Below are 23,807 nucleotides of genomic sequence, written 5' to 3'. Positions count from 1 at the left end.
TGTATTTCGTTATTTGATATTAGCTGCAGTTAAATCTTTGCTGGATTCTGGTTGTATGACTTCACCGTCTTTAAGGCTCTCAATTCCTTTTAACACGATTCTATCGCCCGCTTTAACGCCGTTTCTAACCAGGTAATTGGTGCCACTTGTGCCAAGGACCGTAATTGGCTGTTTGCTGACTTTGTTGTCTTTGCCCACGGAGAAAATGAAGATCTTGTCCTGGATTTCCATAGTTGCCTCCTGTGGTACCGACAGCGCATCTTCATGGGTCATCGTCATTTGAACCCTTCCGGTATTCCCAGAACGAAGCATACCATTTTCATTTGGAAAAGTTGCTCTTAGGGTGATGGCACCGGTTTGTTTGTCGAACTGACCATCAATCATGTCGAGTTTACCTTTAGATGGGTAAAGGGTGTTATCAGCAAGCATCAGGGAAACGCCCGGAATGTTACGGATGCGTTCAGCGACGGTTTTACCAGCATACCTTTCGTTGAAGTTGATGAAATCATCCTCGCTGAGGGAGAAGTAGACATGAACGTCATGCGCATCTGAGAGCCTGGTCAGTGGAATCGGATCTTCGGCACTAATCAGACTGCCTTGCTTTTTGGGCAGACGGCCAACGTAGCCTGTTACGGGCGCTTTGATTAAAGTATAGCCCAGATTGATCTTTGCTGTTGCGATGCCGGCTTTGGCTTGTTCTACACTTGCCAGTGCAGCCTGGTGTGCTGCTTTGGCGCTCTTCAATTGAAACTCCGACACCACATTATTGGCAACCAGTGGTGTAAGTTTTTCAACCTCCAGCTTCGCGTTCTGGGCAGCAGCTTGTGCAGACTGCAAAGTTGCCTTAGCATTGTTCATAGCTTCAAGGAAAGGTTGTTCGTTAATTTTAAATAATGGCTGGCCTTGTTTAACAAGTGCACCTTCATTGACAAACACTTTGTCGAGCGCACCGGATACTTGTGGACGGATTTCCAGATCAACTGCGCCCTCTATTAGTGCAGGATATTCTAAGAGGGTGCTTTCTGAACTATTCTTTATGGTTTGAACAGGCAGGGCTTGCACGACTGGTGCCGCTAACTGCATTTTTTCCTGGCGATGACAGGCAAATAATAGAATGGAGAAGACCAGGCTCATGAGCCAAATAACGATATTAGATCGTTTAACACTGTTAAGTGATGGTGGATAGTTTTGCTGCGTTTTCATGACATATTGATTTTTATGGTGATCGATATAACGGCTGTAGGTAATCTAACAGCGTTAGGTAGTTGATGTAAAATAAGGCCCATTGGATGGGCCTGAGGTTATTTCAGTTTTAAAGGAGTTTGTTAATCGTTAATGTATTTAATAATGCCTTTGATAGCGTCTTGTAGAATTTGTTGGTTCATCTCTTGTCCCCGACCACGGTTTACCAGGTTGATGGATATTAGTCCATGGATTATTGACCAGAACGTGTAGAACTTTCTGCAGATCAGATCCCGATTGGGTTCTTCATCAGTCATCACTTCCTTTATCTTGTCAAAGAATAGATTCAAGGAAAGCTCTGCTTCTACGAATTCATTTTTACGGTAGCAGCAGTTCATCTCCACACCGTACATCAGTTGGTAAAGCTCTTTGTGTCCGAAGGCAAAATTCCAATAAGCGATCCACATTGCTTCGAGTTGTTTCACGGGATCCTGTTCTTTAGCACTCGCTTGCTTGATTTCCTGAGCCAAAATCACATAGCCCTGGCGCGTGAGTTCAAAAAGTATACCTTCTTTATTTTCGAAGTACTCGTAAATGATTGGTGCAGTGTATTCAATCTTATCCGCAATCTTGCGCATGCTTAAAGCCTGCCAGCCATCTTCTTTAACGATCTCCAAGGCCGCTTCCAGAATGTTGCTCTTCGTGTCTTCTTTTAACCTTGCGATACGTTCTTTACTTCCCATGGTGTTTCCCGTTATATCATTTAACAGTGTTAAGCAAATGTATAACCGTTTTACTAGGATATGATCATCTATTTGTCAAGAGTATAGGAGAGACGGTGATTCTTGTGGCAGGCCTGTCTCGAGTCTTGATCCCGATTTTATCTCATTGTATTTATTGTCGAGGTTTCCGGCTGGTTTGAAGTATCTTTACGGCAAACAGATGCTTATTGAACATGAACGATACATTTCAAGTAGAACTTATTGAGCTTAAAGCTAGTTATCAGCACCAAATGGACCTGATTGATGGTTTGCTTCAGAGCACGCACAGTGACCTTCTTGAATTTGAAATTGAGTTGGGCGATATCGTTGCAGCTCGTAGAAGATTGGTGTTACAAGCAATAAACCGGTTTGAGGGTATCTGTGAGAAGCATGGGGCAAATCCTGAAGCTTCTAATTTTTAGGAGTTTTAATCAGGCATTTCCATTGATTTATATGTAGTACCAAAAGTCAAGCCACTGCGCTCTATTTCAAGAAAGTGGCTTAATGCGATGCCTTAGTAGCAGAAGTATGTTCTACTGTTTGAATATTTGGATTAGCTAAAGATGGAGATCCAACATTAAAAACTCTCCGCTAAATACTTCAACTCCGCGTAGCCTTTTAGAAACTTAAATCGCAGTTCTATAACCTTCTCCTGTGCTTCAATGAGCTTATTTTGTCTGGAATTTATTAAAAACAAGGAGCTTTCTCCATTGCCGTACCTGGCTTCCTCCCCTTGCAAAAGCCGTTGGTAATTCTCCAGGTTTCGGCCAGCCAAGTTGATCTGCGCATTGTAGTTCTGCACCTCATTCGAATAATTGGAGATTTTAACCTGCAATTCCTGCTCTTTCAACGTTAGATCCATCTGGTTCTGGCCGATTTTGGCTTTAGCCATCTGGTACCCTGCACGGGCCTGCCTTAAAAAAACGGGAATCTCCAGCTTCAGCCCATATTGATAGTTGTTATGGAACAATGGGAAATATTCGCTCTGATAACCTTCTTTATTGAAAAAGTTGTAGGTAAAATCAAGCTTAGGCAAGAAGCTTTGCCACTTCAACCTGCGTTCTGTTTCTAGAAAACTCCCTTTCTGCTGATAGTATACTAAAGATAGGTGTGCATTCAGATTGGTCGTGTTCAGCTTAGTAATAAGCAATGGATAAGACTTAAAGGCCTCACTAGCCACGAGCTCGTCCGTTGGAACGATTGGCTGACGAAGGTCGAAAGGTTGGTACTGATCTTTCCAAAGGAACAACGATAATTCTGCTGTGGCTTTCAAAAATTGAAGGTATGCATCTTCCTGTTCCAGCTCATAACTTCTCAATTGTGCGAGGGCCTCGGTGGTATCGATCGCGGCACGTTCACCGTAATCGAAAGTTCTTTTGATCATGTCCAAACGTTTGACATTGATGTCTACGGCCTGCGTTTGCAAACGGTAAATTTCATAATACCTCACCCAATCCCAGTATGTCGTTTCCGCATCCCGGAAAAGTGCGTTGGTCAGCAGTTGCTGTTCAGCGGCCGTCATCTGCAATGCTGCCCTGGCTTGCTGCAGCAAAGCCCTTTGTTGATCAAACAGCAGCCCCTTTGCCAGCGGCACCGTCACACCAAACTGGTAAAGGCCACCTCGTGTGTCACTGTTATTAAGTCGCTGTCCTTCAATATTATTATAACTTCCGCTTAAAGACACCCCATACCAGGTCGGGATCTCCAAACCCACATTACTTTCCTGGTAATAGTCTACACCATCTATGGTTTTCTTGCCGTCTTTGGCGCTCAGAACCGGATCGAAATACCCGCGAGCCTGCTGCACCTCCGCTTTAGCAATCTGGTTTTCCAGGCGATACTTGAAGGCTAGTGGATGATATTGTTTTACAATAGCCAAAAATTCTCCATGCGACAACCGTAGGGTGTCCTGTGCTACGACAACTTGTGCCGAGGCAAATTGCAGCATGCACAGCAAGAATAGTAAGCCGCTAATTCTTTTTCCCTTTTTCATCGGCGGTATTTGCACTTTCTGATTTTGAGACATAATAATCCGGTGGGAAACCATTGATATTCCGCCAGAGTTCATACCATATCGGAACGTCATTGAGAATGGCGATTCCCTTTACACCGGCACCGATTTTAATCTGCCGCGGCCAGGGCTTTTCTGATTTGTCCTCCACAATGAGCGCCTTAAAAAGACCGTTTGCGCCGATGTTGTTTTCAATGGCAACCACCTTACCCGCAAAGGTACCGTAGCTGGAATTTGGCCAGCCGGAGAATACAATGGCAGGAAAACCGTCGAAAATACACATTACCCGCTGCCCAACCTGCATCAGGGGCAAGTCTACCGGCTTGACGTAGATCTCAACGGCCGAGTTGGCCATCTTCGGCACGATGGTTCCAATACTCTCCGTGTCCTTCAGGATCTCACCTATCCCCGATTTGGTTAGTTGAACCACCTGCCCATCCTGAGAGGCGAGCACAGCATACATATTCTGGCGAGCGCGGTAATTCGCTGCCTGATTCTCCAGCTTCGCGATATCGCCCGTATTCCCTTCAATCTGACCCATACTCTGGAAGCGTTCTCCTTGAATTTTACTCACCTTTTCGGTATAATCCTGCATGATGGCATTTCGTTCAATGTCGAGCGTTGTGAGCTCCTGGCGAGACTGGCTGAGCTTGTTTTCAGCAGCCGTTCTTTTGGCAAGCGCGTTTTGGTAAGACACGGCGCGTTGTTGGAACTGCGTTAGTGAAACCAACCCTTCTTCATACATCTTCTTCTGCCGGCCGTATTGATCTTCAAGCAGCTTCATTTCATTCCCTATTGCCGCAAGCTCCGCCTCTTCCGCAGCAATTTTGCTGTTGAGCTGCGATAGTTTAATCTTCAGTTGTGACAGTTTCAGATCCCTGCTCGCGTTTATGGCGCCCAGCTGCGCTTCCGTAGTACCCACTTTTGCCCGGTAGTATTCGCCTACGCCCTTTTTGGCTGCTACCTGCTCCTGGGTGCGGCGAAGCAGTTCCGGATCCAGGTAATCATCCTTCACCTCGGAAAGCTGGAGAATGGTATCTCCCTTTTTTACAAAATCACCATTTTTAACGTGCCATTTGATGATCCTACCGGGTATTTGCGAATTCAGTTGCTGTGGTCGCTGGTCCTGGTACAAGGTACTGACGCTGCCACGTACCTGGATGTTCTGCGTCCATGGCAGGAATAGGACGATAATAAATAAGATTGCGAAGTAATAAAACCAGGTTTTTACCTGCGACTCTTTATTGATATGATAAATGCTTTCAAAAGATCTAAGCTTCATTTTCCTCACGTTTATTTAACCGTATACAAGTGCCCATCTTCCAGGTGCAGATGCTGGTCAGCAATGTCCTGCAAGGCGCTGCCCTGTGATATAATGATGATGGTGGTGAAAGCCTTAATTTTCTCCAGATGCCTGATCATCCGGGTCCGGAACTCCTCGTTCATGCCTTGCAGCGGATCTTCCAGCATGAGCAGGCGGTTAGTGCCCAGTAAAGCACGGAGCAGTGTAATCTTTTTCTTGCCACTAAAAGATACCTCGGTATCCGTTTCACTGATCTCGGTATCAAAACCCTTGCTAAATAAGCTTGGCAGCTCTTCCAGGCCAATCTCCTCACTCAGTTTGATCACCTCATCGGCACTCACATTCTTACGTCCTAGCAGGATATTCTCCAGCAGGGTGCCCTTGATGATAATCATATCCTGTGTGTACAGTCCAATGCGGGACCTTAGCTGGTTCTTATCAAGGTTATTCAGCGGAATTTTATCGAACATAATTGCACCGGACGTATTCTCGTAAAAGCCAGCCATTACACTCAGCAAGGTTGTTTTGCCTGCGCCAAAAGCACCAGAAATAACGGTAATGGTATTCGGCTTGGCTTCAAAGCTGATGTTCTTTAGGATAGGCCGATTATCGGTGAAGGCGAAACTCACATCATCCAGTTTGACCTCCATACCCCCATGTTCCTTTTGCAGGTTGATGATGCCATTTTGTTCCTCCGGCAGCTCGGTGACCTTGTTCAGCTTTACCAGCGAAGCAATCACATCATAATAGCTCTCGAGGCTTTTAATAAGTCTTTCCACCGCGCTCATAATGGTAAGCACCACAATTTCCGTCGCAATAAAGGCACCGATGTTCAGCTGCTGAGTAACCAGGAGATAAGTACCAATCGTTAGCATGAGCATTGTGATGATTACGTTGAAGCCGATGATTGTCTTGTATTGAAATTCAAGCACCCGGAAATGGGAAGTCCGGTGTTTCAGGTAACGAACCACACGCTCGTCTGTTCCGGTAAGATGGGCATCAGCGGTTGAGTTGATCTTAAAGGTTTTCACCGCGCCCGCGATATCCTCAAGCCATGAAGCGACGGCATATTTCTTTTCACTTTCTTCCAGGCTGGAGCGGATACCGGAGTTCATGGTAAATTTGAAGATGATGGCGACAATGATGATCACCAGGGCACCAAATACCAGGAACCAGGGATGGTAGAATGAAAGTAGGAGGATACCAAATACAATCTGGATCAGTGCCGTGGGGATTTCGAGCAAGATCTTGGAAATACCCTTTTGCAGATTCTGCGTATCAAAGAAGCGGTTTACCAGCTCCGGCAGGTAATACTTCTTGGTTGCAGAGAGGTTGATCTTCGGAATTTTGGTCGCGAAAGCAATGGAATATTCTACGAACATCTTCTGCTGGATCTTCTCAATGATCTGCATCACCTTCACTCTGAAAAGACCTACCAGGAAGGTACCCAATACAATAAAAAAAATCAAGATGTAGAGAGAAGTCACCATGGTAGCACCCATAATGAAACTAACAATTGCCTGTATGCCGAGTGGAATGCTTAGCTGCACCAAGCCGCTTAAAATGGCGTAGATGTAAATGGACCAGACGTCCTTTTTCTCTTTAGTGATATAGTTAAAGAGCGCTGCATTGCTCAGCGTGAAATCCTTATCCTGATACATCTATACGAATGATTTAGGGAGGTCGTCCATAAGTAATTTAATGCTTTGTTTTCAGCGGTGCAATAGTAAGGCAAAAACAGTAAAAAAGTTTGTTATAGATATTAGGATTTCATTAGAATTTAAACGTGTACCCAGATCTTCTAATAAATTGGGACTGGTTTGAAGATTGGCGAATTGGAAATTGTATGGATTGATTGATTTTCAGGATCAGCTTCCAAGGGCTCCCAAACATGGTAATTTGATTTGAATCTGAAAAGGGTTATGTTGACGGTGGCTAAGCTGTAGGTAACTTCGTATGTACGTAAATGAAAAAAGCCTGTAAATCAAAATTTACAGGCTTTTTAGTGTTTCCACTGTACCCAGCGCCGGAGTCGAACCGGCACGGTTTCCCACAGGTGTTTGAGACCAGCGCGTCTACCAATTCCGCCAGCTGGGCATTTCCTTGTTAGCGGGATGCAAATCTATTCATTGTCCCCCAAACTTCCAAGATTAATTTACATTATCTTCTTTCAATTTTTTATCCACCCAAAAAGGCGCGAATGGCAGCAAGGATGAAAACAGGTACATCGCAGCCTTGCTAATCTTCCATTTGCTTTCCTGCCAGCTCATTAGCCAAAAAACAATGTACAGCACGAACAGTAAACCATGTGCCCAACCGGTGTATTTTACGGCCAGCGGCATGCCGGCCCAATACTTCAAAGGCATGGCAATAAACAAGAGCAGGATGTAAGATATCCCTTCAGCAACGGCTACTTTTCTGAAAATGGCGGAGGTATGCATAGTGATTATTTTATTTTGGCCAGGCTTTCCCTGATCCGGTATAGGTATTTACTTCTGTAATAAACATCTTTAATTTCGCGCAATGTTGCGTCCTGCGCTGAAGGATCCTGCGCATCAAAAGCAGCAGCAAGGGATTCAAGTTCCTGATTTAAGGATGCTTCAATACCATCTATCTCCTGCTTCACCTGCGACAGACGCGCCGCATCAGGATCAAATTGCAGGTCCATTAAAGCTTCATTTACGTCCATCATTTCCATCAGGAAAGTTTGTGGGAGCTTGTAGTTCTCCCCTTCTTCCAGCAGTCCCTTCAAGGAAAGAATGTAATGTATCCGCTTCTGCGGATCGTTGAGTACCTGAAAAGCTTTGTTGTTCAATGTGGAAAGTTCAAGTACCTCCTGTTGTTTTTCTTCACTTTCATTGATGAAGAAATCAGGATGATACTTCTTACTTAGCTCATAGAACTTCTGCTTGACGAGCTTTAAATCCGGATTGAAGCTTATCGGCAGCCCGTACAGTTCAAAATAATCCATGAGACCGGCTATTTTATAAAGTTCTTAAAGATATCATTCCCGAGCACAAAGACCATCAACGAGAGCAGGATCACAAAACCAACCATCTGTGCACGTTCCATGAATTTGTCGCCCAGCGGCTTGCCTTTAACCATCTCGATGAGCAAGAACACCACGTGACCGCCGTCCAAAGCCGGAATTGGCAGTAGGTTCATAAATGCAAGTGCTACAGAAATGAAGGCTGTAGAAGCCCAGAATCTAGCCCAAACCCACTCACCACCATAAACCTTACGTGCGATATCCACAGGTCCTGAGAAAGCTTTATTTGCCTTGATTTTACCGGTGAATACCTTGCCGATACCTTTTGCATTGTCGCTGAAGGTTTTCCAGGCCTGCGTAGCACCAATTGGCAATGCTTCAAGGAAGCCGTATTTGGTTGTTTCCTGTTTAATTTCGTCGAAGTTGAAGAACACACCAACCACACCGGAGGTGTCTGCAGGAACCGTCAAAGGAATGGTCTCTCCCCCACGTTTAACGTCGAACACCATCGGCTTGCCTTTCAACTTCTGCACGGCTGCAATCACGTCTACGCTGTATTTTACCGGCATCTTATTCACGGCAGTAATAACATCTCCTTTTTGTATGCCCGCTTTAGACGCAGGGCGATTCGCCACAACCGAGTCAATCGTCGAGCTCAATAGAGGCGCACGACTAACGAAGGATTCGATACCATCGTCTGAAATATCGTTTAGGATGTTATCTGGCACTTTAACGTACAAGGTATTGTTGCCTCTTAAAACAGTTAAAGTTGTATTGCTCAAAAGTACCTTTGAAGAGGTAATCTCTTCGAAACGGATTACTTTTTTACCATTAATCGCAAGTACTTTATCTCCTTTTTGCAGGCCGATCTTCTGACCGACTTCTCCAGGATTAATGCCATTCTGTACTGAACTGTTCGGAATATAAGTTTCGCCGTATTTGAAAGTTAGCATCCAGAAGATCAGGATACCCACTACAACATTTACGAACACGCCACCGAGCATTACAATCAATCGCTGCCAGGCAGGTTTAGAGCGGAACTCCCAGGGTTGTACAGGCTGCGCAAGTTGTTCTGTGTCCATCGACTCGTCGATCATACCGGCAATCTTCACATATCCGCCAAGCGGCAACCAGCCGATGCCGTATTCACAGTCGCCCTTTTTGAAGCTGAAAAGCTTAACGTTCCAGGCGTCGAAGAAAAGGTAAAACTTTTCTACTTTGATGCCGAAGGCTCTCGCGGCTAAAAAGTGCCCCAGTTCGTGTAAAATCACTAATATCGATAATCCCAACAGCAGCTGGGCGGTCATAATCAGTCCATTCATATATTACTTAATGTTTTTATTTATGATGAGATAAAATCTATTTTGTTACCAGTTGACCGGCAAATATACGGGTATGCTGGTCCGTTTCTAAATAATTGTGCAGCGTTGGTTCGGCAATGAACGCGATATCGCTCATGCAGCGCTCAATAACGTCACTCATTTCCAGGAATCCGATGCGGTCCTCCAGAAAGGCATTTACCACAACTTCATTCGCTGCATTGATGATGCATGGCATGTTCCCACCCTGGTTCATGGCCTGATACGCAAGTTCCAGGTTACGGAACACTTCACGGTCCGGCTGCTGAAAGGTCAGTTGCTGGTGATCCATAAAATTAAAGCGTGGGAAGTTCGTCTGTACGCGTTGCGGGTACGCCATCGCGTAGTGAATGGGCAGCTTCATGTCGGGAAGGCCCATTTGTGCCTTCATCGAACCGTCGGTGAACTGCACCAAAGAGTGTATTATGGATTGCGGATGAATGATGACGTCAATTTGCGATTCCTCCAGGTCAAACAACCATTTGGCCTCGATCACTTCCAGACCCTTGTTCATCATGGAAGCCGAATCTATGGTGATTTTAGCGCCCATCACCCAATTAGGGTGTTTCAATGCAGCTTCCTTTGTAACAGAAGCCAGAAATGATCGGTCCTTACCTCTGAATGGGCCACCCGATGCCGTGAGATAGATTTTCTCCACTGAATCGTCCGGTTCCCCGACTAAGCACTGGTAGATCGCCGAATGCTCGGAATCTACAGGAATGATCTTAACCCCATGTTCCCTGGCCAGCTGCGTAATCAATTGTCCGGCAACAACCAGCGTTTCTTTATTCGCTAAACCAATATCTTTTTTCGCCTTTATGGCTGCGATTGTGGGCCTTAACCCTACTGCACCCATAATGGCGGTAATAACCAAGTCGGCTGCATCCAGACTTGCCGCATCTTCCAGTGCCGCTTCGCCGGCAAGCACCTTTATGCCTGTGCCGGAAAGCGCCGTGCGTACCTGCTCATATTTGCTTTCATCGCAGATAACCACCAATTCGGGCTTGTACTTCAGCGCCTGCTCAATGAGCAGTGCCGCATTTCTTTGCGCCGTCAATGCAGCCACCCGATACAGTTCCGGGTTTGCTGCAATAACTTCCAATGTCTGTGTGCCGATAGATCCTGTCGAGCCCAGTACCGATATATTTTTCAATGATGTTCTGTTAAATTGTAAAACTACTCAAACTATCCGCAATCTTTCTGTCGTTAGACAACCTGGGCACCTTATTCTGGCCGCCAAGTTTACCTTCAGCACGCATGTAGTCTACAAATGCATTCTTTTTCAAAGACCGGATCACCAGCGGTTGTAACACTTTTCCGGTAATCAGATCATGGTAATATATATTCTTTTGTTGTAACGTTTCATCCACTTCACGTGAAAACGCGACCATATCCACCGGTGCCGTACCAAATTCCACAAACCATTCATGGTAAGGTAATCCACCTTCAGGGGGATTTATCTGCGGCGCCACCGTGAATTCCGTAATGCTCAAGCCTTCACGCTGTGCCACGCTCCACAAGGCATGTTCCACTTCCTCTCCAATCACATGTTCGCCAAAGGCGGAGATAAAGTGCTTAATCCTGCCCGTCACCAAAATCTTGTAAGGGTTTTTTGAAACAAACTTTACCGTGTCGCCTATGCTATAGCCCCAAAGGCCGGCATTGGTATTCAATACAAGTGCGTAATTCTCGTCAAGCGCCACTTCTTCTAAGCTTAAACGTACCGGATTATCATTATAATATTCCGCTGCAGGAATAAATTCGTAGAACATCCCGGCATTTGCCAGCAGCAGCAGGCTTTTATCGTGTTGACTATCCTGATAAGCTATAAATCCTTCTGAAGCCGGGTAGGTCTCAATAGAATCAATCTGACGGCCAATACTGCCTTCAATCTTTGCACGGTAAGGCTCATAGTTCACACCACCGTAGACAAACAGCTGTAAGTTCTTGAAAATGTCCTTAATCTTCTTACCGCCGCTTTTATCTGTCAACCGATCGAAATACATCTGCACCCAGGGTGGAATGCCAGAAATCAGTCGCATATCCTCATGAACGGTCTCATCCACAATGGCATCCACCTTGGTCTCCCAGTCTTCTATACAGTTGGTTTTGTAAGACGGCATTCTGTTCCGCTGCAAATATGCAGGCACTAAATTGGCAACGATGCCCGATAAGCGGCCCACCTTGATCCCGTTTTTAACGGTCATTACGGGACTGCCCTGCAGGAAGATCATTTTTCCATTTACAAAATCGGCTTTGCCGGTTTCATGAATATAGGTCAATAAAGCGTTTCTGGCGGCCTTTAGATGTTCGGGCATCGACTCCTTTGATATTGGAATGTATTTAGCACCAGATGTTGTTCCGGAGGTCTTGGCAAAGTATTCCGGCTTCCCCTTCCACATCACATCAGCCTCACCGGAGACCACACGATCAATGTACGGGCGTAGCCCTTCATAATCGCGAACCGGCACCCGTTGTTTGAAATCCGCATAAGATTTTATGGATGCAAAATCATGGTCTTTACCAAAGCTCGTATGTGCAGCTTCACGGATGAGTTTCATAAAAACCTGCTGCTGCGCTGCCGCCGCCTTGAATTTCCACTTGTTTATGCCTCGTACGATGAAGGCAGCAAAGGGTTTACTTAATGCCGCTTTTAGTCCCATAGAAATTAGACAATGTTGTGAATGATATCCGGTTCTTCAGTGCCATCGTAAGCAGCCATCATCTTACGATAGACAATGGTCAGCGCAACGCTCGATAGCGGAACGATGATAAATGAACTTAAACTGATCACGAGTAAAGAGATTACCGACCAGTGCAGGTAGTTAAACACAAGCGATAGCAGGTGAAAAAAGCCTAAAACCAACAGCAATAGAAGGATCTTCGTGAAGTTACCTCTTGTGGTTGCCAGACTATACTTAATGGCCTGAAAAGGCTTCGCCTGCTTATCAATGATGAAAAACTGAAAAAAGGAAATTCTTATAAACGTGATGAAAATCGCAACGATGGCAATTGCGACAGAAACATTGGTCACAACCCGGCCTGCTTCAGCAAGATTGCTCACCAACCCCAGCCGTACCGCATATCTTAATAGCGGATCCAGGATAAATAGCACCGGATATAACAGCACACCCACAAACACAATGCAGAGGGCAAAATAGAAAGTAGCAATTAGAAAACGAATAATCTGCACCCGCGTTGGCAGTGTACTTACAATCGTAATCTGCTCGTTTTCGTTATCCAGCAAATGCAGGATGTATTTAAACAGCGAAAGGTTTATCGTACAATAGAGCACGATAAATAGAAAGACCATCAGAATGCGCAGCGCGATATTCACATCCTTAAGAAAGAATGCCATCAGACTTGAGGTTGTAAATGTAATGAAGATCAAAAAGCATAGGGTGGCCAGCGAGAAATAGTTGTCGTAAGTAACGCGCCATGCTTTCCCAATGACCTCGTTTACTGTAAAAGTGCTTTCCTTTAAAAAATTAATCATGCTGATTTAAATACTACTCTTTTAACAAAATCCTGTATAAAACCCAATCCATATGCCCCCAGCTGTATAAATGCAGCGATGATGCTTAAAAATGCAACGTTCAGGGATCTGTTCACTTTCCAGGAATGTAGAAATATCAATAGAAAAAAGATCAATATGCCTGCATCACAAAGATAGGCTAATGGTTTATATATAACATGTAGAATAAGGGTCAGGATAATGCCAACAGTAAATACCGCTGGAAAGAAGTGCACCAGCTTCAGTTCTGAAGGGAAATGTTTATAAATGTTAATCCTCGCCCGGCCAAAGAAGTGCAGTTGTTTATAGAACTGTGCGAAACTCGTGCGACGCTTATGATAAACTTTTGCTGCAGGAATCAAGCCAATCTTGTAGCCATGGGAATGTATGCGGATGCTATACTCGATGTCTTCCCCAAGTCGTGTCAGGATAAATCCACCAACTTTTTCCCACACTTCACGGGAAACACCCATGTTAAAACTTCTTGGGTGAAATTGTCCGATGTGTTTGGCATTGCCCCGAATCCCACCAGTTGTAAATGGTGAAGTCATCGCATAGCTGATGGCTTTCTGTACCGGCGTAAAACTTTCATGGGCAGCGTCTGGCCCCCCATAAGCATCCAGCTGATGAACAAGGAGATAATCTTTAACGATTTCCAGGTAATCTTCAGGAATCAGGCAGTCGGAATCAAAGATGACGAAGTAATCCCCGCGCGCGCGTTCAAAGCCGTAATTTCTGGTAAAACCCTGGCCTTCATTTTCTTTGGCAAAGTATTTCAGATCCAGCTTGTTGCTGTATTTTTCCACCACAGCCCGGGCATGGTTTACAGATCCATCCTCAATCACCAGCACCTCGAATTGCGTGTAAGACTGACGGGTTAGCGTAAACAGCAACTCATCAATCTCCTGTGGGCGATTATATAATGGTATAATGATAGAAAAAAACATTAGCGTAGTTCTTTTTCTATTAGATACTGATTGCGTTCAGGGGCATTACGGGTAACCAATTCGGCCACAAAGCCAGTTAGAAACATCTGGGAGCCTACAATTATAGCCACCAGTGCAATGTAAAAAAGTGGCTGGTCGGTAATTTCCCGCTTGTAAGGCACATGAGCCGCAATGTGGTATAGCTTTACTCCGATCATCCACAGGGCCATAAATATGCCCAGGAAGAAGGAAAGCACCCCCAGTGAACCGAAAAAGTGCATCGGTCGTTTACCAAATTTTCCGACAAAGAAGATGGACAGCAAATCCAGGAAACCATTGATGAAGCGACTCATGCCGAATTTCGTCACCCCATACTTGCGTGCGCGATGTTCTACGACCTGCTCGCCAATACGGGTAAATCCGGCCCATTTGGCAATCACAGGAATATAACGGTGCATTTCGCCGTACACCTCTATCGTTTTAACCACATCCTTACGGTAGGCCTTTAAGCCACAATTGAAATCGTTTAATGCAATGCCAGACATTTTGCGTGTGGCAGCATTGAACAACTTTGTAGGAATTGTTTTTGTAATGGGATCATAGCGCTTCTTCTTCCATCCAGAAATGAGGTCGAATTTCTCCTCTTTAATACGACGAAAAAGTTCTGGGATTTCATCAGGGCTGTCCTGAAGATCGGCATCCATGGTGATAATGACATCACCTGCTGCAGCCTCAAAAGCCACATTTAAAGCAGCAGACTTACCGTAATTCCGTCTGAATTTAATGGCTTTTACCGTGGGCTGTGTAAGCCTAAGCGTTTCAATAATGCTCCAGGAAGCATCTGTACTCCCATCATCCACAAAAAGAATCTCGTAAGAAAAACCATTTTCCGTCATTACACGGGTAATCCAGCTTGTTAATTCCGGTAAAGATTCTTCTTCATTGTAAAGGGGGATGACAACAGATATATCCATGTGTACTTTTGAAAGGCTTAATACGGCAGCAAATTTTGTCAATTTAAATGACATTCTACAGAATGGCTTTAACATTGACAGCAAAATGTCCATAAGAAAGCCAATATCGCTTAAGCGTGTTGATCACGACTTAAACAATATTGGCTTGTAGGGGTATAAAATTTCTATTCTTCTGTTTTAAAGAATATAGGTCGTTCTTTCTTAAAAATAGCAGCAAAAATCAACGCGCCGATGAAGTATAGGGTAGCGGAGATTCCAAAACCAACAATCATCTGCGAGAAGCTAGGATTTAGCGTTTTATCAAGCTCGACAGACATCTTGCTCATTTCCTCTTCCATCCTTGAACTGTCCAGACCAACGCTTCGATAAGTAGATTCTACGTTCTCCATCATCATCGTTTTCATTCTTTCCGCATATTCCGGTTCAATGTACTTGCTGAAAATGATGGTGAAGAAATACAACATGGCTGTTGAAATCAGGAACATAATGAAAATGTTCAGCAGTGCCTGTGAAAAGTTCCAGTACCCGCCTGCTTGTTTACGTAAATCCAGGCAAAAGTAAACTGCTAAACCGATCCCCACTAAGAAGGTAATCCCGTTGCCAATCCATGAGCCCAAAAGCTCCGGTGCAATGTAATAGATAACCAAAAACAACACGATACTAATCGCGCCCCAGATTAAACCATTCTTTAGGGCAGCACTTCTTACCGCGCTTGTGTTGATCGTTGTTGTTTCCATGATTATTGCTGTGTTTGTTTAATTACTAAATTCTATTTTCGTTAAAATTAGCAATTAAGCTATAAACCGCAACATCAAAAGCGGGATTTGCACTATTTTCTTCAAGTTCTTTTACAGACTCTGCGGTAATTCGTGGTTGGTGGAAGAAAACCATAAACGGTACGAACAATTCTTCCATTTCTTCACCAATCTCGATCATACCAGCATGACTACAGATGTCTTCAATGCTGCTTTCCACAAGCTGCTGATTGCTGATTAAATCTTCATAGATGTGGAATTCATCCTGGAACTCATCTTCCTCAACCAACAAGAATTCCTTAAGGAAGTCGTTAAGCTCAGGCTTAATCTTCTCATCATGACACTCATTGATGTAAAGAAGCAAATTCAATAGCTCCGTACCACGGTCAATCGTCTCTTCTTCGATATTCGCCCACTCGTCTGTTTCTAGATAATCTTCTTCCAGTTTCTTGATGTCATTGGCGAAGAAGTTAATCATCAACAAATCGAAAAACACCTCACGAAGCTCTTCGAACGCAGGATATTCATCGAATGCCGCATCAAATTCTTCAACCTTCTCCAGAAAGCCAAGATCCTTGCTGAAAACTTCTACAAGCGCTTCTTCAAGCTTTAGCGAATTTTCACCTGATTGTTCCGCAAATTTGTCCAGGGAAGCGATAAGCGCGCTTTTTACATTACTATCCATAAGTTTCAAGTTTATTGTTGTTGTAAACCAGCTTAACTTTTCCGCTGAGCTGTTGATTTATTAGTGGTGAATTTTTAGACTTACTCTTATTGCTGGCTTCATCATAAAGCCATGAAGTTTTAAGGTCATAAAGGGTGAAGTTTGCCTCAGCACCAACTTCAATTACAGGAACCACCAAATTCAACACCTTTCTCGGCGCGATGGAAAGTTTATCTGCAATCTGCTGCGCATTTAAACCAGCTTTCACGAGCATCGGCAGGGCTGTTTGCAACCCAAGTATGCCGTATGCTGCAATTTCAAATTCAACGGCCTTGTGTTCAATTTCATGCGGCCGGTGTTGCGTAGAAATGGCGTCGATGGTGCCGTCCTTTAATCCAGCAATAAGTGCCTTCACATCATTTTTCCCACGCAGCGGGGGTTTAACTTTATAATTGCTGTCGAAATCATTCAGCAGCTCTTCCGTAAATACGAGATGATGAGCAGCCACGTCGCAGGTCACTTTCGCGCCTTCTCGTTTCGCTCGTTTAATCAATGCTACAGCACCTGCGGTGGATATGGTACTGATGTGGATCGGGGCATCATGATACGCTGAAAGGAACAAATCACGGGAAATCTGCATTTGTTCGGCAAGTGCAGGAACACCCTTCATGCCCAACAGCACGCTGTTTCTACTCTCATTAACCTGTGCTTTCCCTGCAATGGAACCATTTTCCGGATAAACCATCAGTAAGGCGTTCATGCCTTTGGCGTATTGTAAGGCGCGACTCATAAAGCCGTCGTCCGCCACCGGTTTGTTGCCGTCAGAGAAAGCAACTGCACCCGCTTGCTGCATGTCATAAAGTTCCGCAAGGGTTTTACCATCCAGGTCTTTGCTAATGGCACCAATCGGATGGATGTCTACTAGCGTTTCCCGGGATCTGTTCAAAATATACGCTACCTCTGCCTTAGAATGCACCACCGGATCAGTATGCGGCAGCACAGCAATACCAGTGAAACCTCCGGCCTGTGCAGCCGCTGCTGCACTTTCAATGTCTTCCCTGGTTTCGAAGCCAGGATCGCCAATGGCACAATTCAGATCAAAAAAGCCCGGACTTAAATAACATCCGGTTCCATCAAAAACCGTTTCTCCATCCTCAGGACTCAAGCTTTCGCCTATAGCGATTAGCTTACCCTGCGCTACACGTACATCACAAGTGTTTTGATTGAACGGACTATTGGGGTCGGCAATAGTTACGCCTGTGATTACAAGTTTCATATTGTTTTTTTAAACAAAAATAAGGATTAAAATGGAATGTGTTCGCTTTTTGTCAGCTTCAAACAGCAGCATTGCCCTTTTACAATGTATTATTTCTTAAACATAGCGGCAATCCTGGTGTTTGCATGTTAAACTTACATTAACAATACATTTTCGGACACAGTAATTCTTTATTTTATTTCTCAGCTACTATATTTGCCGCACCCCAACATGCATTTGCATATTGAACGGAAGAAATAAATGAGAAAACACTTGAACCACCACTTACATTTGCACCATCGCCAGTTATGGCGATAGATATGTAATGTTTTGTACTTCAAGACTAGTTTCCGAAAATTTTATTTTTATTCCATTCATTCAATATAAGCAAATTGAAAACACTCAAAATAGCTATCCAGAAGTCGGGTAGGTTAAACGAAAAATCTGTAGAGATTCTTAAAAATTGTGGTTTATCATTCGAAAACTACAAAAGCTCCCTAATCTCCAGCGTTAGTAATTTCCCTTTAGAAATCCTTTTTTTAAGAGACGATGATATTCCTGAATATGTTCAGGATGGTATCGCCGACCTCGGCATTGTTGGCGAAAATGTGATCACCGAATCTGGTGCACAAGTTTCCTATTTACAAAAGCTGTCCTTCGGAAAATGCACCCTTAAAATTGCAGTTCCCAATAACAGTGACATCACTGAAATTTCAGAATTAGAAGGCAAAGCAATTGCAACTTCTTACCCGGTTATTCTCGAAAAATATCTTCAGGAAAACAACGTTAATGCGCAAGTTAGAACCATCTCCGGATCGGTTGAAATTGGTCCAGGTTTAGGCTTAAGTGATGCCATTTGTGACATCGTATCTACTGGTGGTACATTGAAGAGTAACGGCCTTAAACCATTCGCAGAAGTGATGAAATCTGAAGCCGTTTTAATCGGTACTGCAGGTGTTGAACTTGAACCCGAAGTACTCGAGTTATTACAACGTATCCGTTCGGTTTTAAGAGCCAAAGAAACAAAATATGTTGTACTCAATGTTGCAAAAACAAACCTTGAAAAAGTAGTCGCATTACTACCCGGTGTTAAGAGCCCAACTGTAGTGCCTTTGTTCGATGAAGGTTGGGTCGCTTTACACTCCGTAATTGCGGAGCAGGATTTCTGGGAGAAAATCAATGCACTTAAAGCAGCAGGTGCGGAGGGCATCGTCGTTATGCCGATGGAAAAGATCATCGTATAAGCCTGAAATCATCAATTTAAGCGTTAACCTTTAGTTAATATTAAAACTTAAAACATTGAAAGTCTACAGATTCAAAGAATTGTCTCAACAAGACATTCACAACATATGCTTACGACAGCTTGAGGATGATGGCAGTATTCGGGACCGTGTTTCGGAGATCGTGAATCAGGTGAAGCAACACGGCGATGAAGCTTTAAAGTCGTTTTCCAGCCAGTTCGATAAGGTAGAATTAAAAAAGCTCTACCTGGATGAAGCTGAACTTGCCAGTATTGCCGCAGGGATCCCAGCGGAGGTTAAAACCGCTATTGACGTGGCTTACAGCAACATCAAGCGTTTTCATGAAGCACAAATCCATACTGAAGCGCCCATAGAGACGATGCCTGGCGTTACTTGCTGGCGAGAAAGTCGCGCAATTGAACGCGTGGGCCTCTATATCCCCGGCGGAACAGCCGTACTCCCTAGCACATTCCTAATGTTAGGCATTCCAGCCACGCTTGCAGACTGTAAGCAGATTGTGGTATGTTCACCCCCACAACAGGACGGCAAAACCAACAGCTATCTGGCTTATTGTGCAGTACTACTGGGCATTAACCGGATCTATCTTGCAGGCGGCGCACAGGCGGTAGCCGCTATGGCGTATGGTACAGCAACGATCCCCAAAGTAGATAAGATCTTCGGTCCTGGAAACAGATACGTAACACAGGCGAAGCAATTAATCCAGGGTAACACCCTCACGGCGATCGATATGCCTGCTGGTCCTTCAGAGGTTTTAGTGCTTGCTGATGAGACTGCCAATCCGTCATACGTTGCTTCAGACCTACTTGCACAAGCAGAACATGGCATTGATAGTCAAGCTATTTTGGTCGCTACTTCAAGCGATATGATAGATCGCACGTTAGCTGAGGTACAGGCGCAACTTGCTGTACTGCCTAGACGCGACATCGCTGGGAAAGCGCTTGAGAATTCATACGCAGTATTGGTTGATGATCTTGCTGAAGGCATGGCTTTTAGCAATCAATACGGCCCTGAACACCTGATCATTGCTACTACAGGATATGAATCAATGGTTCCCCTTATTGTAAATGCAGGATCAGTGTTCCTTGGCAACCTTACGCCAGAGAGTGCCGGCGATTATGCCTCAGGAACGAATCATACGCTCCCCACAAGTGGTTATGCTAAAGCGTATTCAGGTGTCTCAATTGATTCTTTCATTAAGAAGATCACCTTCCAACGAATTGATAAAACAGGCCTAAATAATATTGGAAACACGGTAGAAGTGATCGCAGCTGCAGAAGGCCTGCAAGCACACAAAAATGCCATTACCATACGTTTAAATTCAGAAAATGGATATTAACAGTTTACAGCGGGAAAACATCAAGAACCTGCGGCCCTACTCCACAGCCCGCGACGAGTACAAGGGTCAGGCAAGCGTTTACCTTGACGCGAATGAGAATAGTTTCGGTTCGCCCCTTCCGGCAGATTATAACAGATACCCGGATCCATTGCAGCTGGATCTTAAAGATGCCATCAGCAAGATCAAAGGCGTACCTATAGAAAACACTTTCCTTGGTAACGGAAGTGATGAGGCGATCGACTTACTTTACCGAGCCTTCTGTGAGCCGGCAAAAGACAACGTTATTATACTTCCACCGACCTACGGAATGTATGAAGTATCGGCGAATATTAACAACGTTGAAGTACGCATAATCAACCTTCTGCCGAACTACCAATTGGACCTGGATGGCATCGCAGAAGCTATAGATGCAAACACTAAATTGATCTTCATTTGCTCGCCAAATAATCCAACAGGAAACTCCATTATCCGCACCGATATCGAGACCATTCTAACCAATTTTAAAGGCTTAGTTGTGATCGATGAAGCGTACATTAATTTCGCGAAACAAAGGAGTTTCATCAAGGAATTAACAGAGTATCCAAACCTGGTTATTTTGCAGACTTTTTCAAAAGCATGGGGCCTTGCGGCACTTCGTTTAGGGATGGCATTTGCAGGTCGACCGACCATCGATATTCTGAATAAAGTAAAGCCACCTTACAACATTAATCAGGCAACACAAGACCTGGCATTGGCGGCACTGCAAAACATTAATCAGGTTAATGAATGGATTAAATTAACCGTTGAAGAACGAGATAAATTAAGTACCGATTTGCTAACCATTCCTGTCGTTAAAAAGGTGTACCCCTCCGACGCAAACTTCATCCTCGCAGAAGTTACAGATGCTACCGGCATCTATGATTTTCTCGTGAACCAGGGGATCATCGTGCGCGACCGTTCTAAGGTTACATTATGTGAAGGTTGCCTGCGAATTTCCATCGGCACACCTGCAGAGAACCAAACCTTACTTATTGCATTAAAAAACTACCAAGCCTAAACATGAAAAAAGTATTATTTATAGATCGCGATGGTACACTGATCCTTGAACCTGAGGATGAGCAAATCGATTCCTTTCAAAAGCTTAAATTCTATCCACGCGCACTGTACTACCTCTCTAAGATTGCTACGGAGCTGGATTATTCGCTGGTAATGGTAACCAACCAGGATGGTTTGGGCACGGATTCACATCCCGAAGCGAACTTCTGGCCAGTACACCAGTTCATCCTGGATACTTTCGAAACCGAGGGTGTACGTTTTGATGAGGTAATCATTGATCGCACCTTTGCACACGAGAATGCCATCACCAGAAAGCCAAATACAGGGCTGCTACAGCATTTCTTCGCAGAAGACATCAATTTAAAGGAATCTTTTGTCATTGGCGACCGTCTAAACGACGTGATATTGGCAAAAAATCTAGGTGCTAAGGCCATTTGGCTGCGCAACAATGACCTGCTGGGTCAAAACGAGATTTTAGAGAAAGCAGAGGATCTGCAGGAGGTTATTGCACTTGAGACCCAAAATTGGGCAGATATTTACACCATGTTGCGCGCCGGTACTCGTACCGTGCAACACGATCGTAATACCAATGAAACTAAAATCAGCATTAAGCTGGATCTAGATGGTACTGGAAAAGCAGCTATTCATACCGGATTAAACTTCTTTGACCATATGCTGGATCAAATTGCACGTCATGGTGGCCTGGATTTAAGCATTCAGACCAAAGGTGATCTCCATATTGACGAACACCATACCATTGAAGACACCGGAATCGCTTTGGGAGAAGCTTTTGCAAAGGCCATCGGCAACAAACTAGGGTTAGAGCGGTACGGCTTTTGTTTACCAATGGACGATTGCCTAGCCCAAGCCGCTATTGATTTTGGCGGAAGGAGCTGGATCGTGTGGGACGCAGAATTCAACCGTGAACGCGTTGGTGATGTGCCTACCGAAATGTTCTATCACTTCTTCAAATCGTTCAGTGATGCCGCAAAATGCAACCTGAACATCAAAGCAGAAGGGCAAAATGAACATCATAAGATCGAAGCAATTTTCAAGGCTTTCGCAAAAGCAATTAAGATGGCCATCAAGCGTGACCCAGAAAAATTAGTATTACCCAGCACTAAAGGCGTTTTGTAGATGATTGGAATTGTAAACTATGGAGCAGGAAACATCTTTTCCCTGACTTCAGCACTGCAGCGATTGAATATCCAGTATGGAATGATCAATGAAAAAGCAGATTTTGACCAGTATAGTCATATCATTATCCCTGGTGTTGGACATGCGGGTGCAGCCATGAAGAAATTAGAAGACACAGGCCTTGTCGAGGCCATCAAAGCACAAACAAAACCGGTTTTAGGGATTTGCGTAGGCATGCAACTGCTTACCGAGCACTCCGAAGAGGGTGATGCAAAACTAATGAACATCATTCCCGTAAAAACCAGGCTGTTTGATAAAGCCGGGCAAATAAAAATTCCGCACATGGGCTGGAATAATGTGTCCCCAAAAAACAATAATTTGTTCGAAGGTGTTGAGGATCAGGCACAATTTTATTTCGTACATTCCTACTTTATAGAATACAATCCTACATTTGACATTGCAACAGCAGAGTATGGCGCACCATTTTCGGCTGGCATCCAAAAGGATAATTTCTATGGCGTACAATTTCACCCCGAAAAATCCGGAGTAGCCGGAGAACTCGTATTAAAGAACTTTTCAAAAATTTAAAGATAACATGTATATAATTCCAGCAATTGATATTCTAGATGGCAAGGTTGTCCGTCTCAGGGAAGGTGATTACAACCAGAAAACGGTTTACGACGTTTCCATCGCCGACATGATTGAAACTTACCGATCTAACGGCACTGAATTTATACATATTATTGACCTGAACGGCGCTAAAGGCGATTTCAGCAATCAACAAACCCTGTTCGATATCATCCGGAAAACAGAAATGAAAGTCCAGTATGGTGGTGGTATAAGAACCATTGAACAGGTTACAAACCTGCTCGATGCCGGCATTCACCGTGTAATTGTAGGCACGCAAGCCATCACCAACCCTAACTTCCTGTCCGACCTGAGCAAAGAAGTGGGTAAGAAGTATGACTATGCAAACCGCATCGTAATCGCTATCGACGTATTGGATGAAGTGATCAAGTACTCTGGCTGGATGGAAAGCTCCCCAATCAAGTTACTGGACTATGTAGATAGATGTCTTGAACTTGGCTTTTTCCGCTTCCTATGTACCGACATCAATAAAGATGGTAAATTAGGTGGTGCTGCAGTAGATCTTTACCGCAAACTTTTAGACCACTCCCCTTTCATAAAGCTGATTGCTTCTGGCGGTATCAGCTCCATGGCCGATATTGAAGAGTTGGCGAAATACAACATTCGTTCTTGCGTAGTGGGTAAAGCGATCTATGAAAACCGGATTACCATTGATGAAATAAAACAATGGAACCTTAAAGCATTGTCTTCACTGTAA

23 protein-coding genes and 1 tRNA gene are annotated in these 23,807 nt (G+C 44.3%); 7 read left to right on the top strand and 17 right to left on the bottom strand.

Features of this window, described 5'->3' with window-relative positions:
- Positions 1–9 precede the first annotated feature (9 nt).
- Both IEW69_RS01515 and IEW69_RS01510 read right to left on the bottom strand, forming a co-directional pair.
- A complete protein-coding gene (locus IEW69_RS01515; protein WP_188625052.1) occupies positions 10–1,203 on the bottom strand; it encodes an efflux RND transporter periplasmic adaptor subunit in 1,194 nt (397 codons plus the stop codon).
- A gap of 122 nt (positions 1,204–1,325) precedes the next feature.
- Positions 1,326–1,925, bottom strand: coding sequence for a TetR/AcrR family transcriptional regulator (locus tag IEW69_RS01510; protein ID WP_188625051.1), 600 nt, complete (start codon positions 1,923–1,925; stop codon positions 1,326–1,328).
- Between the two features lie 212 nt (positions 1,926–2,137).
- Here IEW69_RS01510 and IEW69_RS01505 point away from each other — a divergent pair, with 212 nt between their 5' ends.
- Positions 2,138–2,365 (top strand): hypothetical protein, encoded by a 228-nt coding sequence (locus tag IEW69_RS01505; RefSeq protein WP_188625050.1) that lies wholly within the window; start codon positions 2,138–2,140, stop codon positions 2,363–2,365.
- Positions 2,366–2,520: 155 nt separating this feature from the next.
- Here the strand turns inward: IEW69_RS01505 and IEW69_RS01500 are convergent, their stop codons facing one another.
- The 15 genes from IEW69_RS01500 to IEW69_RS01430 form a co-directional block, all read right to left on the bottom strand.
- Positions 2,521–3,936 carry a TolC family protein gene (locus IEW69_RS01500; protein WP_188625049.1) on the bottom strand — a complete coding sequence of 472 codons (1,416 nt, stop codon included), beginning with the start codon at positions 3,934–3,936 and terminating at the stop codon, positions 2,521–2,523.
- The gene (locus IEW69_RS01495) at positions 3,914–5,236 is read right to left on the bottom strand and encodes an HlyD family secretion protein (protein WP_188625048.1); all 1,323 of its coding nucleotides are present in this window, start codon (positions 5,234–5,236) and stop codon (positions 3,914–3,916) included. The genes IEW69_RS01500 and IEW69_RS01495 overlap by 23 nt, the downstream gene beginning before the upstream one ends.
- An 11-nt stretch (positions 5,237–5,247) precedes the next feature.
- Positions 5,248–6,918, bottom strand: a complete 1,671-nt coding sequence (locus IEW69_RS01490) for a peptidase domain-containing ABC transporter (RefSeq protein ID WP_188625047.1) — start codon at positions 6,916–6,918, stop codon at positions 5,248–5,250.
- A 356-nt stretch (positions 6,919–7,274) separates the two neighbouring features.
- Positions 7,275–7,354, bottom strand: a tRNA-Leu gene (locus IEW69_RS01485).
- 53 nt (positions 7,355–7,407) lie between these two features.
- Positions 7,408–7,698, bottom strand: a complete 291-nt coding sequence (locus tag IEW69_RS01480) for a DUF3817 domain-containing protein (protein ID WP_188625046.1) — start codon at positions 7,696–7,698, stop codon at positions 7,408–7,410.
- A gap of 5 nt (positions 7,699–7,703) precedes the next feature.
- The gene (gene hscB, locus IEW69_RS01475) at positions 7,704–8,228 is read right to left on the bottom strand and encodes a Fe-S protein assembly co-chaperone HscB (RefSeq protein WP_188625045.1); all 525 of its coding nucleotides are present in this window, start codon (positions 8,226–8,228) and stop codon (positions 7,704–7,706) included.
- Between the two features lie 8 nt (positions 8,229–8,236).
- Positions 8,237–9,568, bottom strand: a complete 1,332-nt coding sequence (gene rseP, locus IEW69_RS01470; RefSeq protein ID WP_188625044.1) for an RIP metalloprotease RseP — start codon at positions 9,566–9,568, stop codon at positions 8,237–8,239.
- A 37-nt stretch (positions 9,569–9,605) separates the two neighbouring features.
- Positions 9,606–10,757, bottom strand: coding sequence for a 1-deoxy-D-xylulose-5-phosphate reductoisomerase (locus tag IEW69_RS01465; RefSeq protein ID WP_188625043.1), 1,152 nt, complete (start codon positions 10,755–10,757; stop codon positions 9,606–9,608).
- Between the two features lie 10 nt (positions 10,758–10,767).
- Positions 10,768–12,267 (bottom strand): GH3 auxin-responsive promoter family protein, encoded by a 1,500-nt coding sequence (locus IEW69_RS01460; protein WP_188625042.1) that lies wholly within the window; start codon positions 12,265–12,267, stop codon positions 10,768–10,770.
- A gap of 5 nt (positions 12,268–12,272) precedes the next feature.
- A complete protein-coding gene (locus IEW69_RS01455) occupies positions 12,273–13,100 on the bottom strand; it encodes a hypothetical protein (protein WP_188625041.1) in 828 nt (275 codons plus the stop codon).
- Entirely contained in the window at positions 13,097–14,065 is a 969-nt protein-coding gene (locus IEW69_RS01450; RefSeq protein WP_188625040.1) for a glycosyltransferase, read from the bottom strand. The genes IEW69_RS01455 and IEW69_RS01450 overlap by 4 nt, the downstream gene beginning before the upstream one ends.
- Complete coding sequence (locus IEW69_RS01445) at positions 14,065–15,018, bottom strand: glycosyltransferase family 2 protein (RefSeq protein ID WP_188625039.1); 954 nt, start codon at positions 15,016–15,018, stop codon at positions 14,065–14,067. Before IEW69_RS01445 ends, IEW69_RS01450 begins: the two co-directional genes overlap by 1 nt.
- Before the next feature lie 164 nt (positions 15,019–15,182).
- Entirely contained in the window at positions 15,183–15,755 is a 573-nt protein-coding gene (locus IEW69_RS01440) for a DUF4199 domain-containing protein (RefSeq protein WP_188625038.1), read from the bottom strand.
- 25 nt (positions 15,756–15,780) lie between these two features.
- Positions 15,781–16,458, bottom strand: a complete 678-nt coding sequence (locus IEW69_RS01435; RefSeq protein ID WP_188625037.1) for a hypothetical protein — start codon at positions 16,456–16,458, stop codon at positions 15,781–15,783.
- The gene (locus IEW69_RS01430; RefSeq protein WP_188625036.1) at positions 16,451–17,713 is read right to left on the bottom strand and encodes a dihydroorotase; all 1,263 of its coding nucleotides are present in this window, start codon (positions 17,711–17,713) and stop codon (positions 16,451–16,453) included. The genes IEW69_RS01435 and IEW69_RS01430 overlap by 8 nt, the downstream gene beginning before the upstream one ends.
- Before the next feature lie 371 nt (positions 17,714–18,084).
- Between IEW69_RS01430 and hisG the strand changes: the two genes are divergently transcribed.
- The 6 genes from hisG to hisA are packed head-to-tail and all read left to right on the top strand — an operon-like array spanning position 18,085 to position 23,807.
- Entirely contained in the window at positions 18,085–18,936 is an 852-nt protein-coding gene (hisG, locus tag IEW69_RS01425) for an ATP phosphoribosyltransferase (RefSeq protein WP_188625035.1), read from the top strand.
- Positions 18,937–18,991: 55 nt separating this feature from the next.
- The gene (gene hisD, locus IEW69_RS01420) at positions 18,992–20,290 is read left to right on the top strand and encodes a histidinol dehydrogenase (protein ID WP_188625034.1); all 1,299 of its coding nucleotides are present in this window, start codon (positions 18,992–18,994) and stop codon (positions 20,288–20,290) included.
- A complete protein-coding gene (hisC, locus tag IEW69_RS01415) occupies positions 20,280–21,326 on the top strand; it encodes a histidinol-phosphate transaminase (protein ID WP_188625033.1) in 1,047 nt (348 codons plus the stop codon). Before hisD ends, hisC begins: the two co-directional genes overlap by 11 nt.
- A gap of 2 nt (positions 21,327–21,328) precedes the next feature.
- Positions 21,329–22,462 (top strand): bifunctional histidinol-phosphatase/imidazoleglycerol-phosphate dehydratase HisB, encoded by a 1,134-nt coding sequence (gene hisB, locus IEW69_RS01410; RefSeq protein ID WP_188625032.1) that lies wholly within the window; start codon positions 21,329–21,331, stop codon positions 22,460–22,462.
- Positions 22,463–23,050: an imidazole glycerol phosphate synthase subunit HisH gene (hisH, locus tag IEW69_RS01405; protein ID WP_188625031.1), complete on the top strand. Its 588-nt coding sequence runs from the start codon at positions 22,463–22,465 to the stop codon at positions 23,048–23,050.
- A gap of 7 nt (positions 23,051–23,057) precedes the next feature.
- A complete protein-coding gene (gene hisA, locus IEW69_RS01400; RefSeq protein WP_188625030.1) occupies positions 23,058–23,807 on the top strand; it encodes a 1-(5-phosphoribosyl)-5-[(5-phosphoribosylamino)methylideneamino]imidazole-4-carboxamide isomerase in 750 nt (249 codons plus the stop codon).

Source organism: Pedobacter quisquiliarum (assembly GCF_014642175.1).
Taxonomy (GTDB): domain Bacteria; phylum Bacteroidota; class Bacteroidia; order Sphingobacteriales; family Sphingobacteriaceae; genus Pedobacter; species Pedobacter quisquiliarum.
The sequence above is the reverse complement of the archived record's forward strand: the minus strand, read 5'-3'. Positions and strand labels throughout refer to the sequence as shown.